Origin of the sequence: Pedobacter nototheniae, from assembly GCF_032678625.1 — a bacterium.
GTDB classification, from domain to species: Bacteria; Bacteroidota; Bacteroidia; order Sphingobacteriales; family Sphingobacteriaceae; genus Pedobacter; species Pedobacter nototheniae_A.
The window spans coordinates 68,174-81,621 of sequence record NZ_JAVTSO010000003.1 but is presented as its reverse complement, the minus strand read 5'-3'; the positions used below and the strand labels follow the sequence as shown (position 1 = coordinate 81,621).

Annotated in this window: 16 protein-coding genes and 1 tRNA gene; 10 read left to right on the top strand and 7 right to left on the bottom strand. The window is 35.9% G+C overall.

Going from position 1 to position 13,448, the window contains the following annotated elements:
- Nucleotides 1-189 precede the first annotated feature (189 nt).
- Nucleotides 190-456 carry a hypothetical protein gene (locus R2Q77_RS10430; RefSeq protein WP_316803675.1) on the top strand — a complete coding sequence of 89 codons (267 nt, stop codon included), beginning with the start codon at nt 190-192 and terminating at the stop codon, nt 454-456.
- A gap of 255 nt (nt 457-711) precedes the next feature.
- On the opposite strand, the gene R2Q77_RS10425 is transcribed toward R2Q77_RS10430, so the two are convergent.
- Both R2Q77_RS10425 and R2Q77_RS10420 read right to left on the bottom strand, forming a co-directional pair.
- On the bottom strand, nt 712-1,230 hold the full coding sequence (locus R2Q77_RS10425) for a hypothetical protein (protein ID WP_316803674.1): 519 nt from the start codon (nt 1,228-1,230) through the stop codon (nt 712-714).
- Nucleotides 1,231-1,295: 65 nt separating this feature from the next.
- Nucleotides 1,296-1,754: a DsrE family protein gene (locus tag R2Q77_RS10420; RefSeq protein WP_316803673.1), complete on the bottom strand. Its 459-nt coding sequence runs from the start codon at nt 1,752-1,754 to the stop codon at nt 1,296-1,298.
- Nucleotides 1,755-1,926: 172 nt separating this feature from the next.
- Between R2Q77_RS10420 and R2Q77_RS10415 the strand changes: the two genes are divergently transcribed.
- On the top strand, nt 1,927-2,313 hold the full coding sequence (locus R2Q77_RS10415) for a hypothetical protein (protein WP_316803672.1): 387 nt from the start codon (nt 1,927-1,929) through the stop codon (nt 2,311-2,313).
- A gap of 93 nt (nt 2,314-2,406) precedes the next feature.
- Nucleotides 2,407-2,769, top strand: coding sequence for a PleD family two-component system response regulator (locus R2Q77_RS10410; RefSeq protein WP_316803671.1), 363 nt, complete (start codon nt 2,407-2,409; stop codon nt 2,767-2,769).
- Nucleotides 2,770-2,774: 5 nt separating this feature from the next.
- Here R2Q77_RS10410 and R2Q77_RS10405 read toward each other — a convergent pair whose 3' ends face one another.
- The 3 genes from R2Q77_RS10405 to R2Q77_RS10395 form a co-directional block, all read right to left on the bottom strand.
- Nucleotides 2,775-3,977, bottom strand: a complete 1,203-nt coding sequence (locus R2Q77_RS10405; protein WP_316803670.1) for a GAF domain-containing sensor histidine kinase — start codon at nt 3,975-3,977, stop codon at nt 2,775-2,777.
- 173 nt (nt 3,978-4,150) lie between these two features.
- Nucleotides 4,151-4,222 (bottom strand) — tRNA-Cys (locus R2Q77_RS10400).
- A 128-nt stretch (nt 4,223-4,350) separates the two neighbouring features.
- On the bottom strand, nt 4,351-5,193 hold the full coding sequence (locus R2Q77_RS10395; RefSeq protein ID WP_316803669.1) for an AraC family transcriptional regulator: 843 nt from the start codon (nt 5,191-5,193) through the stop codon (nt 4,351-4,353).
- 85 nt (nt 5,194-5,278) lie between these two features.
- Between R2Q77_RS10395 and R2Q77_RS10390 the strand changes: the two genes are divergently transcribed.
- From R2Q77_RS10390 to R2Q77_RS10370, 5 genes are all read left to right on the top strand, one after another.
- A complete protein-coding gene (locus R2Q77_RS10390; RefSeq protein ID WP_316803668.1) occupies nt 5,279-6,481 on the top strand; it encodes an MFS transporter in 1,203 nt (400 codons plus the stop codon).
- A 76-nt stretch (nt 6,482-6,557) separates the two neighbouring features.
- Nucleotides 6,558-6,857, top strand: coding sequence for a GNAT family N-acetyltransferase (locus R2Q77_RS10385; protein WP_316803667.1), 300 nt, complete (start codon nt 6,558-6,560; stop codon nt 6,855-6,857).
- 171 nt (nt 6,858-7,028) lie between these two features.
- Nucleotides 7,029-7,394 carry a response regulator transcription factor gene (locus tag R2Q77_RS10380; RefSeq protein ID WP_316803666.1) on the top strand — a complete coding sequence of 122 codons (366 nt, stop codon included), beginning with the start codon at nt 7,029-7,031 and terminating at the stop codon, nt 7,392-7,394.
- A gap of 36 nt (nt 7,395-7,430) precedes the next feature.
- Nucleotides 7,431-9,905, top strand: a complete 2,475-nt coding sequence (locus R2Q77_RS10375) for a PAS domain-containing protein (protein ID WP_316803665.1) — start codon at nt 7,431-7,433, stop codon at nt 9,903-9,905.
- Nucleotides 9,906-10,400: 495 nt separating this feature from the next.
- A complete protein-coding gene (locus R2Q77_RS10370) occupies nt 10,401-10,784 on the top strand; it encodes a hypothetical protein (protein WP_316803664.1) in 384 nt (127 codons plus the stop codon).
- A 54-nt stretch (nt 10,785-10,838) separates the two neighbouring features.
- On the opposite strand, the gene R2Q77_RS10365 is transcribed toward R2Q77_RS10370, so the two are convergent.
- Both R2Q77_RS10365 and R2Q77_RS10360 read right to left on the bottom strand, forming a co-directional pair.
- The gene (locus R2Q77_RS10365; protein ID WP_316803663.1) at nt 10,839-11,465 is read right to left on the bottom strand and encodes a M23 family metallopeptidase; all 627 of its coding nucleotides are present in this window, start codon (nt 11,463-11,465) and stop codon (nt 10,839-10,841) included.
- A gap of 51 nt (nt 11,466-11,516) precedes the next feature.
- Nucleotides 11,517-12,371: a metallophosphoesterase gene (locus tag R2Q77_RS10360; RefSeq protein ID WP_316803662.1), complete on the bottom strand. Its 855-nt coding sequence runs from the start codon at nt 12,369-12,371 to the stop codon at nt 11,517-11,519.
- A 103-nt stretch (nt 12,372-12,474) separates the two neighbouring features.
- Here R2Q77_RS10360 and R2Q77_RS10355 point away from each other — a divergent pair, with 103 nt between their 5' ends.
- Entirely contained in the window at nt 12,475-12,681 is a 207-nt protein-coding gene (locus R2Q77_RS10355; RefSeq protein ID WP_316803661.1) for a hypothetical protein, read from the top strand.
- A 299-nt stretch (nt 12,682-12,980) separates the two neighbouring features.
- Nucleotides 12,981-13,418 carry an RrF2 family transcriptional regulator gene (locus tag R2Q77_RS10350; protein WP_131536836.1) on the top strand — a complete coding sequence of 146 codons (438 nt, stop codon included), beginning with the start codon at nt 12,981-12,983 and terminating at the stop codon, nt 13,416-13,418.
- Nucleotides 13,419-13,448 lie beyond the last annotated feature (30 nt).

Sequence of the window (13,448 nt, the reverse complement as noted above, 5' to 3'; positions counted from 1 at the left end):
TTAACATTGATTAACATCATTCTTCTAATAGAGCGTTGATGTATTTTTAGTTTCAAGCTCTAACATTAATACCCTTAAATCAGGATTTAGGTATTGTATTCTATTGTTTACAAAAGAATTTCGGCTGTAAACCAATCTTTTACTAAAATCTCGCTATCTTCACTATACACACAATTAAAACTTAAGAATATGAAAATTACATTAGACACGAAATCTCTTTTAATTGGGATTTTAGGAGCAGGATTAATGTTTACAGCCATCAGTTTCAAAAATGGGCAAGACCAAAATGGGGGAAGATTCCGTACAGAAATAAACGATCATGTTGTGGTAATTCTGGATAGTGAAACGGGAAATTACATTATCGCCCCAGCTATGTACGATGTTAATAAAGTACAATGGCTAAAAGGAGAATTTTACCAGACTTTTAAAACAGGAAAAGACAATAAAAAGGAATAAAGGTTTGCAAGCAGCGTAGGGAAAGGCTGCGCAAAAGATTTTTCTTTTAATTTCTCCTTAGGCAGCAGTTGGCAAAAAGCAACTGCTGCTTTTTTTTAAATAAAACATAAGTTTATAAACAAAATAAAATAAATGCAATATTGTTGCGTTTATTTAAAATAATATTTACTTTTGAAAAGTTAGGTTATAGTTAGTTGATTATATGGAGGGGTTGTGGTTAACCTCTCCATTCTTTTTTATCGAATTTTGCTTTGCCTATAATTTTTCGATAGAACTTATAGAAATGCCTGTAAAGCAATCGTCCTGGCAACCATTTTCTACATAACCACAAGAAGATATCATGCCATTATTTTTAGCTTCGAAAGAAGTTTCAGCGTCTTTTCTTTTTAACAGCCAGTTATTTTTAGCCTCCAGATATATTTCATCTAAAGTTCTTATTGTGGCGCCATCCTGATGCGTATTCAAGCTGGTCTTGTCCTCTGTCCATTCTATTAAAACAACTATAGCATGTGTTTTCTGATCCACGGCTTTAGAAACATAGGCGCGTTTTGTAACTACGCCGTTTTGTACGGTTATGGTGGTTTCCGTGCTATAACCTGTCCAGGAATAAGTGCCAACCTGATACCAGTAGGAATTATTTGTAGCAGCTTTAAAATCCAGCCAGGTCTGGTAACTCTTGGCATAATCACTTTTGTAAACTATTTGATCTTTTTTACACGCGTTTAAAAAAATCACTGTAAAGAGTAAGACAAAGAAGGAAGCGTATTTTTTCATATTTGGTTATTTTCTATTTAAACGGTAAAAAACAACCAAACGCTACAAGTTTGTTGTTACAACGATTAAGGGTGAACTACAGACCAGCCTTGTTGCTGCCTGATGATAATTTCTCCATTTCCACTGGGCACGTAACTGATAAAATCAAACAATTCCGATTTTTCTATTTTACGCTCTTTTATGGTGTTTTCACATTGGGCTAACAATACGCCGAGATCCCGGAGGGCTTCCAGTTGTTCCATAAATTTTCCATTTCGGTAATAAACGGCTACTCCATCGCCAAAAGCAATAAGTTCTACCTCCAGTTTTCCTTTTAACCTGGGATCATTCATTGCGTTTTTGATATTTCTGAGGGTGCCGGCAATATGTTTTTCATCACCGCTGTTCAATACATAAAGTGCTTTGTAGCTTTTCTGGTCGGCCTGGGCACCCTTAAAAGTCTTTGGATGATTCTGCGCATACATAGATTGACAACTTAAAAAGATCAGGAAGGAAAAGACTAAAAAAAGGTTTGTTTTTTTCATGTTTAGCGGGTTGAAATGAATTTTTAAATGTCGTCAATTTATACGCTGCATGTGATATTTATCACCATTAATTTACAATCTGTCCTTATTTAATGAAGAACAGGTGAAGATTTAAAGTGCTGAAATCCAGTGGGTATAAGCCGGCGTATCTGTTTCATAAGATTTAAAAATTATGAAATTCGCCTGGTTAATTTTATTGTGCTTATGTTCAGGGATTGTAAGTGCAAATGTTGGTTGCAGTACATATAATGGTTTATATCCAAATAGCATGGGTACAACTAATCCTGCAACCGGCAACATCTATTATAAAAATAGCGGATACATTGCTTTCCGGTATTACGATCAGGATCCAAATTGTGGCATACGGGATAATAAAATCACCATTTTCAGCCCATTTAGTTATTGCGATGTGGCCGGTATCCGTAATTATGGCGTTTTGGTGGTTTATAATCCGGCAGATAACTCGTGCATGCAAATGCCCCTTGATGATTTCGCTATTCCATTTTTTGTAATCCTTTCGTTTGGCGCCTATTTACACTTAAAAACACATTTTAATTAAGCAGGTACAACAAATACATAAAACAATTCAAAAAATAAAAGGTTATGTATTTAAGGTGTTGATAGTCAGCATAATTTTTTAAATTATAAAATTATGGTAAAGCGAATTTGTATACTGGAAGATAATGACATGATCCGCGAGATCATCAGTTTTATTTTAGAAGAAGAACATTATGAAGTGTTGGCTTATGCCAACGTTAAAGAATTTTTAAACCGCAATAAACAGGTACAGCCGGATGTGTTTTTATTGGATGTAATGCTTCCGGATGGGAACGGTTTGGATGTTTGCCAGAACCTTAAATCGGATAAGCTAACTCAGGATATTCCGGTTGTAATGATGAGTGCAAATTATAAGGCAAAAGAAATAGAATGTGCCTGTGATGCACAGGATTTTATCCCAAAACCATTTGATGTAGAAGATTTTGTAGCACGTGTAGCATATCAGGCAAGTGCCTAAACTGGCTATAATTTTGGAATGCCAAAAGAAACCTTTGTTCCCTTACCTAACGTTGAGGAAACATTTATTTCACCTTTAAGCTTTTTGATGAGGCTAAATACCGAATCTAATCCCAGTCCATTGCCGTTTTTGTTAAAACGGTCTTTTTCTGCAGAAACATAACCCGCTTCAAAAATTTTACTTAAATCTTCCTCTGCAATTCCTATTCCGTTATCACTAATGTTAAAAAGGTATTGTGTTGCATTCTCCTTAAAGTCAATTATAATTTCTGGCTCGGCTTTATCATTGTATCTTATTGCATTACTTAAAAGATTAAGTAAAATTTGTTCTAATGCAATTCTCGAACTTTTTACCAATGCATTTTGAGGCATTTTAATGCTATAAACTTCGGGTACATTTAACATTTGTATTACCTTATCCAAAAGGGTTTCCAACTCAAAATTTTCTTGCGCTGCAATTAAACTGGATGGTGCTTTAGAATAATTAAGCATGTCATCTACATACGTAACCAGGTTTTTGGCAGATCGAAGGGCAATATTAATTAACCTTACAGAGCGTTCATTGCCCTCGGCCTGCAATTTTTTCTGTAGCGATTCTGCCGAAATAATAATGCTGCTCAAAGGATTTTTAATATCATGTGCAGCCCGGCTTGCAAATTTTTCTATAAAACTATTGGCTTCACTTAAAGCCATGTTGCTGTTTTCCAGTTGGATCATTTTCCTCCTGAGTTCCAGCTGGTGAAGCGCCTGTTTGCCCAGAATACGCAATGCATTAATCTGGCTTTCATTAAGTGTTTTTTCTTTATGGTCGATTACGCAGATGGTACCAAGTGCATAACCTTCGGGATTAACCAGCGGTACGCCGGCATAAAAAATAACTTTTGTATCACCACTTACTAATGGATTATCGGCAAAGCGACTATCTTTTCTGGTATCGTTAATTACCATGATGCCCCCGTTTTCCAGAATGGTATGAGAACAAAAAGAAAGATCTTTGGGGGTTTCGGTAAATTCGGTTCCAAATCTTGATTTAAACCACTGTTTTTCTTCGCCAAGAATAGTAACCAAAGCCACAGGCGTTTGGCAAATTTCTGCCGCAAGTGTTGTTAAATCATCAAAATCCTTTTCAGGTGCGCTACCCATAATGCTATAGGTTTCCAACGCGGAAATCCTTTCCTTTTCATTAGAAGGCAGGGGAGCAATAATCATGTGGGATGTTAATTTAAATTATCTAAATATAGTTAAAAATATTCTTACAATTTAAATTGGAGATTTTTTGAATGCTATTTTAATATAAGGGTAGAAAGCAACAAAGCCATTTATCCAAATGGCTTTGTTAACAACAAAACAAATATATGATAACCAAAATTATCCTAAATTTGACGTCATGGGCGGACTCGAACCGCCGTAAAAGGTTTTGCAGACCTGTACCTAAACCACTCGGCCACATGACTATATTCTTAATTCATTCAGGTGTAAACCCAGACATCATTAAGTAGGACAAATATAGAAATATATTATATATAACCTATAGGGTTGGTAGTATTTATTTTAAATTTAAATTATTCCTTAAAAAAGTAGCTTAAATTGAGTTCTGTACTGTTTTTTTAGGGTTTACACCCGCGTGCTTTTTTACAAACTTGTTGAAATGACTCATATCACTAAAGGCAAATTCTTCGCTAATGTGCTTAATGGATTGGTTACTGTATTTAAGCCTGTTTTTAATTAACTTTATGCGGTAAGCATCCATATAGGTTTTAACAGTTTGTCCCATTCCATTTTTAAACAATGTATTTAAGTAGTTAGGAGAGAACTTAAATTCTGCTGCCAGCGCCTGAAGTTTAATGAGTTTTGGGTTTTTTATGTTCAGGTGAATGTAATCTGCAATTGCAGTTAACAAATCGCTGTTGGTTTGGGCATCATGAATTTCCAAAGTAGCTACGTTTTTTCTGATGAGTGCAAAAACAGCCCTGATGAGGTAAAAAATAACCTGGTTTCCCGGATTAAGTGAGGCTTTCCATTCATCAGCAATTACATACATCAAACGGCTGATTTTCCCCAGTTCTACAGCATTTTTCAATAAACTTTGATGGTTAACGGATGTTAAAGCTAACAAATGGTCAATTAGTTTATTCCAATCATCAGTAACCTGCGAGACGGAGACACCATTTAAATAAATATTGGTAAATTTTAATACCGTAAACTCGGTTTGTTCTTTAATTTTAAAAATATGGTAATCGGCTGGTGCCAGTAAAAATAATTCGGGTCCTGTATAGTTCGTTTCAACATCATTTAAGGTGTGCGTTCCAGTACCCGAATGGATAAAAACCAGTTCAAAATGATTATGGTTGTGAACGGGAAATGGCCACTGCATGGTACTGAAATGGCGAATAAAAAGCGCATCATGCTGGATAAATCGCTGCATCGTTGTTAAATACAATTATGTTGTTCAAAAATACAATTATCACAAGGAAACGAGTTCTATGTTTGTGTCATATTTTATTAAAAAGATGCACAATCAGGATCAAAAAAAAGACAATGCAGTTGTTATTCCATTAATGGCCGTTGCGGCAGGGGTAATTGTTGCCAATATTTATTACAATCAACCAATTTTAAAAGAAATTGCACTTTCCGTTCATGCAAGTGAAAGCGAAATTGGCCGCATTTCTATGCTGTCGCAATTAGGCTATGGTTTAGGTATGTTTTTTCTATTGCCCTTAGGCGATAAATTAAGGAGAAAAAAACTGATTTTACTGCTATGCTGCCTCTTAATCCTCAGTTTATTGTTGTTTTCAATAACCTCATCCTTTCTTTTATTATGCATTTTAAGTTTTTTGGTGGGTTTGTTTTCTGTACCCGCACAAATTATTTTGCCGATGGCGGCCACAATTTCGAAGGCAGACAGGGGTAAAACTGTGGGTAAAGTATTTAGCGGTATTTTAGTTGGTATTTTGGGCGCCCGGGTAATTAGTGGAGTAATTGCTGAATGGTTGGGCTGGAGATATGTGTATGGTATATCTGCAATTATGGTTACACTCATGGTTGTTTTACTTAAACTTTACCTGCCGGATATTGCACCAAAATTTAAAGGGAATTACGGGAAATTGTTAAAATCAACCGTTTCTTTAATTGGTGAGTACCGTGTTTTAAGACAGGCCGCTTTACTTGGTGCATTTACTTTCGGTATTTTTTGCTCCTTCTGGACAACTTTAACCTTTCATTTAAGTGCGGCCCCACTAAATTTTCATAGCGCTAAAATTGGCTTATTTGGGCTTATTGCAATAGGCGGAGCATTGGTAGCGCCTTATTTTGGCAAATTGGCTGATGGTGGAAATACCTATAAATCTTTATTAATTACAGTTTCTATGATTATTGCAAGTTTACTGCTAATTAAAATATTTCCCTTTTCAATTCCTGCGCTCATTATCGCTATATTTTTTCTGGATATTGGTGTGCAGGCTACTCAAATTACAAACTTTACAAGAATTTATAGTTTAGATGAACATGCACATAGCCGGTTAAATACCATTTATATGACGACTTATTTTATCGGCGCTGCAGTTGGTACCTTTTTTGGTTTACTTTCCTGGAAATTAGGTAAATGGAGCTTATCTACCACTCAAATGCTGTTGTGGGGTGCAATTGCATTATTAATTATTATTGCTTCAGAGCGTGTAAACAAACGGAATAAATCTGTAAAAGTTGCAGTTTAATAAGCAGAAAATAAACATTTGCTAATGTTTATTGAATTCCTATTCCATATCTTAGTCTCACAAAAAAGATAGCAACATGGCAGATATAAAATTTGAAACCGGTAATGGTGAGCCCGCTGCATTTAATTTATATGATGAAGGGCAAAAGATAGGTGAGATGATTGTTGAAATTAAAGGCGCAGATTTAACCGTTTATCATACTGAAGTAGATGAAGACCAGGCTGGAAAAGGTTACGCCGGAGAGCTGCTTGCTGCTATGGTAAGTTATGTTAGGGCGCATAATTTAAAAGTAATTGCCCTTTGTCCTTATGTACATGCACAATTTAAACGCCATCCCGATTTGTATGAAGATATTTGGAACAAAGGGGAGAGGTAGTTTATTCTACCCATCAACTCTTTGTGCCCTAACATTATAATATTAGAGCTTTCTATGCAGATTGCTCTATTTTTTATTTTATAAAATCCCTTAATTAATAAAACAATTCAGTTATTTACAGGTTATATTTTTTATTAATCTGGTAACTCATCTCATCCCTAAAAATTTATAATGAGTAAAAAAATCTGTGTTCTGGAAGATAACGACGATATCCGCGAATTAATAGGCTTCATTTTAGAAGAAGAGAAATTTGATGTAATTTCATTTTCTACAGTAAGCGAATTTAATTCTAAAGCAATTGATGTAGATGCTGATGTATTTTTACTCGACGTAATGTTGCCAGATGGAAACGGTCTGGAAGTTTGCCGCAATTTAAAATCGCAGGAAAAAACCAGGAATATTCCGGTACTAATTATGACAGCGAATTCCAAAATGGACGAAATGTCTAACGAATGTGATGCTGAAGATTTCATCTCAAAACCATTCGATATTAACGATCTTGTTAAACGTGTAAACCAGCAAGTTTACAAGCAATAAATAATTCCTTTTATTTTACGAAGAATCAGTGAGCTGATGAGCACAGCGAAAAGATTAAATAACGAACAAATTCTCTCCATCCTGTCGGGGTATAAGAATGCAATAGCCATTTATACAAGCGATGATATTATAATAGAAAGCGCTAACGATGCCATGATTTCTTTTTGGGGAAAAGATAGGTCTGTAATTGGAAAGTCACTTGCAGTAGCTTTGCCCGAAATTAAAGAACAGCCCTTTATGGGGATGCTACAGGCAGTAATGCGTACTGGTGTGGACGATATTGGAAAAGCCATTCGGGCAGATCTGGAAGTAGGCGGACGGTTACAAACATTTTATTTCGATTATGAATATATCGCGGTTAAAGATGAAACGGGCAAAACTTATGCAATTTTACACACCGCAACCGATGTAACCGAAAGGGTTTTGGGGCAGGAAGCGATTAAACAAGCCGAGCAACAAGCATCGGCCTTACAACGTGAACAAAGCTTAAACGAAGAGCTGGCTGCATCTAACGAGGAAATGTATAAGGTTAAAGACCGCCTGGATCTTTTAAATGCAGAACTGGAAAGCAGAGTTTTAGAAAGAACACAGGCGCTTTCCAAATCCGAGAATCGTTTGCGGTATTTATTATCCGATGCGCCTGTTGCCATCGCCGTTTTTAGGGGTAGAGCCTTAATCATCGAATCGGCCAATAAAAAAGTATTGGAAGCCTGGGGTAAAACAAACGATGTTATTGGTAAGCCTTTACATATAGCTTTACCTGAGCTGGTTGGCCAGGATTTTTTACAGATTCTGGATGAAGTTTACCTCACCGGTGTTCCATTTTATGGCAATGAAATTAAAGCCTTGCTGGAGCAAAATGGCAAAATGGAAGAAGTTTATTCCAATTTTGTTTACCAGCCACTTAAAGATGAAGATGGCATTACCAGGAGTATTATGCTTACTGCCAATGTAATTACCGACCAGGTAATTTCCAGGCAAAATATACAAGCTTTAAATGAAGAGCTTACCGTAATAAACGAAGAACTTAGTGAGTCGCAGGAACGCTTGCAATACCTTAATGAAAGCCTTAAATTAAGCGAAGGAAGGTTAGACCAGATTTTAAGTGAGCTTCCAACACCAATTGTGGTTTTACGGGGCCCAGACCAGATAATCTCTTTAACCAATACAGCAATTTTAAATTTCTGGAATAAAACAAGAGCGGAAGTCATGGGCAAACCCATGCTTGAAGTATTTCCTGAGCTAAAGAGCCAGCCATTTCCGGCTTTGTGGAAAAAAGTTTTAGAAACAGGCGAACCGATTATAAATAGGGAAAGACCAGTTAAATTTAAAAGACCTGACGGAAGCGACAGGTTGTTTTATGTAGATTATTATTACCAGGCACTTTTGGATGCTAAAGGCGAGCAAAGGAGTGTACTTGCAACGGTGATTGATGTAACGGATAAAGTAACTTCAAGGCAACAGGTTGAACAGGCTGAAACAAAATTACGTTTAGCCATTGATTCTTCTGAACTGGGCACCTGGCATGTAGATACTGTAACCAGAGAATTTACCGCATCAAACAGGTTAAAGGAAATATTTGGTTATTACGAAAGTGATGAAATGCCTTATGATGCCGTAACCGCTCAGATTAGCGAAGAATTCAAAGCTAAAGTTAGCCGCGCCATTAAGGATGCAATTGCAACCGGGGAAAGTTATGATATGGAATTTTCGATTATCGGATTTCACGACAGGCAATTGCGGTGGATCAGGGCAACAGGTAAATTGTATGACTCGGGAAATTTGACGGATTCAAATTTTTCGGGTACCGTACAGGATATTACGCAACGCAAATTGGAAGATCAGCGTAAAGATGATTTTTTAAGTATTGCCAGTCACGAATTAAAAACACCCATAACCACCTTAAAAGGTTCCTTACAACTGTTAGATCGATATAAAGAAAACCTTAGCCATCCGGTGGTACCAAGGCTTATAGAGCAATCAAACGGAAGTGTAGCTAAAATAACCGGCTTGATAGACGATTTGCTAAATACAACCAGGACCAATGAAGGGCAGTTACACCTCAATAAAACACATTTTAATATCGCTGAAATGCTCAACAGCTGTTGTAATCACGTTCGTATAGGTGGCAGGCACGATCTTAATTTAATAGGAGGCGAGGGCATAACGATTTTTGCCGATGAACAAAGAATAGATCAGGTTGTGGTTAATTTTGTAAATAACGCTGCAAAATATGCCCCCTTAAGCCGAGATATTAATTTAATTGTGGAAGAATTTAAGGATAAGATTAAAGTTTCAGTACAGGATTTTGGCCCAGGTATTCCGCAGGAAAAAATTCCACACCTTTTCGACCGTTACTATCGGGCCGATTATGGAGGTACCCAATATTCGGGATTAGGATTGGGTTTATACATCAGTGCTGAAATTATAAAACGGCATGGTGGTGAAATTGGTGTTGATACCGAGCTTAACGAGGGGAGTACTTTTTGGTTCACATTACCCCGGGGTTAAAACGATAATTTAGTGTTTCGGGCCAAAACATCAACTCGAATAATTAAGATTTATTAGCGAATAAAAAATACAAATGAGCGAATAATAATTTGGTCGCATACTTTAATAATTGAATGCCATATTTACATTGTTATCTGGAACGATAGCAAGTATAATTTAAGACTAAAGTAGTCCTTTACAATTAACCTAAAACAATGTTGGTTTAAAGGAATCAATTATAATCGTTTTGTATTTATTAATCTCTCCACAAAAACCATATGCAAGTATGGTTTTTTGTATTTAATAGGGACCTATTTTCCATTTCTGGTGTAGCGTTTTTATTCGGACTGACGTTTTATAACTGAATAAGCAGCCAAAATTAAGTTATTTAGTTTTTGTGGAATGAGCTAAGCACGGAAAACATATAACTCAACACGGTTTTTAGATTATCGGTAATTTTAATCTGGTAAGCTTTAAAGCTTTTTATAACTTTACACCAACTAACCTAACTAATTAATGAAGAAACTCTCCTCCCGAGTATTAGCGTGTGCTATGATTACCCTTCTTTTTTCCTGCGAAAAGGATATAAGACAGACAAAATGCTACCAGGTTAACTACCTATCTGATTATTGTAAAGAGAATGGCTCCATATTAGTGCGTTTTAGTGCTAAAAACACGGATGCAACACCTATTAAAAATAGCGATGGAAAAATTATAGAATACAGGGCCGCATTAATTAATGTTCCTGAAAGCTATCAGGTTGCGGGTAAAGTTTTTTATGTAAAATATCATTATAATTCTGATGATAATATTGAAATTAAAAGCTGCCCAAAAGGACCGGATGCAGTAAAAATTTTAACTGTTGATGCCGTATCGAGTGATGATTGCAATGTAAATTAACCCTGATACAAAAACCAACTTAATTGTTAAGTTGGTTTTGTATACCGTTAAAAGTTATTTAACATATTGCTTAATAAAAACCTGGGGATTAAAATACCGGTCGTTTAACTGGGTAGTGTTCATGGTTAGCCAGCTTGCACAACCATAATCGTCAAATTTTTTGCGTATTTCTAAGTGTAGGTGGTGGTAATCGCCACCATATTTTTTACTCTCTTCTGGTGTAAATAACCGGGCCAATTTTGTATTTGGATTTACTTGCTGGCCATTAGATACGTAAACCTCTTTAAGATGTTTATAAGTGGTAAACATAATCTTACCATCTTTTAATTTATGCTTTACAACAACAGTACGCTGGTTTTCTCCAAGATGGATAGAGCATACCACGCCATTGGCCATTGGATAAACTGCAACAAGTTTTGATTTTGGTTTTGATGGATTAATGTCTATAGCCGTATGGATATGGCCTTTATAAAAACTATCACGGTGATCTCCAAATATACTGATGATCTTTATGTTTTTAATGTCTTTTCGGTTGCTTACATCAAAAGGTAAAAACCAATTGTCGGCAACTAAATTTGCACTTGCATCTGTATAATAGGGTTTCCATCTGTCTTTATCTTTTTCTATCGTTGGAGTTTCTGTAAAGAAAATAGTAAACAAAATAATTAATATTATTTTCATATATAAAATGGTTAACCGAGAACAAGATAATCATTATTTAATGATAACTATTTAATTAGTTATTTTCTTTTTCAATTCTATAACGGTAATCTCCGGCCATATGCCTATGCGCCCCGAAAAACCCAAAAAACCAAAGCCACGGTTAATGTTTAAGAAACGGTTATTCTCGGTTTTAATGCCTGCCCAATGTTTATACCTGTATTTAACAGGGCTCCATTTAATGCCGAATGCTTCAATACCGAATTGCATTCCATGTGTATGTCCTGCCAAAGTAAGTTGAATTTTAGAAGGATATTGCTTCACCTGGGCATCCCAATGAGAAGGATCGTGAGAAAGGAGTACTTTAAAATCATTAATACCGGTGTTTTGTAAAGCCCTTTGTAAATCGCCGCGTTCTCCAAAACCAATTCCCCAGTTCTCTACACCTGCTAAAATAATTTTCTCCCCGTTTTTAACGATTTCTACGTGTTCATCGAGCAAAAGCGTAAAGCCTAAATCCTTATGGTATGCCTTTAACTGCTGTAAATTTCTAATTTTATCGGCCTCCGTTGGCCATTTGATATAATCACCATAATCATGGTTGCCTAAAATGGAAAACTGTCCGTAAGGGGCTTTAATCTGAGAAAAGTGTCCTATATATGGTTTAATTTCTGAAGCCGCGTTATTTACCAAATCTCCTGTAAACACAAATAAGTCGCTTTTTTGAGCGTTAATCATATCAATTCCTTTTTGTACCGCTATAGGATTGGTAAAACTTCCGGCGTGCACATCAGAAATTTGAGTAATGGTAAAGCCATCAAAATTTTCAGGCAGATCGTCAAAATACAGGGTATGTTTAATTACACGATAGGCATATTTCCCTAATGTTATGCCATAAGCAAACAGGGCGATGGTAATAGCAAACATAAATAGTGAAAAATCTGCCCAGTAAATATTTCTTTGGACCCAGTGAAATCCGGCATTTGTAAAATTAGAATTTGCCGAAAAGATAAGTCGATAAACATCACCGATGATTAAAAATAGGCCAAAAACAAGTTCTGATGCTAAGAGGATTAAAAAAATATGGCTAACAATAAGGAAAAACCTATTTACACCAGAGTTACGCATTTTTGTAGTTGCAAAAAATAAAGCAACACACAGGCCTATTATTGCAACCCAGAATATTGGTGCCAGCCACGACAGGTGGAATATGGTGTTAAGGCCAGATAGTATATAAGCATTAAGCAATAAAAAAACCAGGGCGAACAGGATGACAGGTAAAAGCTTAAATGTTCTTCTCATTTATGGTGTTTCAATATAAATTTTAGTAAAAGTAGATTTTAAACGCAGATAAATACTTTGAAGTTTTACGCAACCGTTATTTTTACGATTGTTTGATTAATCTACGAATATCAAGAACCCCATTGTAAAAGATTTGTCTATAATGCACTAAATTTGAAAAGGATGTGTTTTAAAGCCCGATTTATAAGCAAACGGGTTTTAGATTTTACATTCTTTTATTAGCTTTGTGCAAATATGCTATCCAAAAAAACAAAATATGCCATTAAGGCTTTAGTCGCTCTTGGCAAAAATGTAGAAAAACCACCCATGCAAATTTCAAAAATTGCAGAGGAGGAGCATATTCCTAAAAAATTCCTGGAGCAAATTCTGCTCGATTTACGTAACGCCGGCTTTTTATATAGTAAAAAAGGTGCCGGTGGTGGTTACAGTCTGAACAAAAAACCAGAAGAAATCTTTCTTGTACACGTTATGCGGATTACAGACGGGCCGATTGCAATGGTACCTTGTGCGAGTTTAAACTTTTACCACAAGTGCGATGAATGTACGGATGAGGTAACCTGTGGCATCAGAAGCGCCTTTATTGATGTAAGAGATGCGACTTTAAAGGTTTTGGCAGAAACCAGTATTGCTGATGTTATTGCCCGTGAAGACAAGCTGAAAACGCTGATTTAAAATTTTTTATAAAAAATTACTACTATTCCT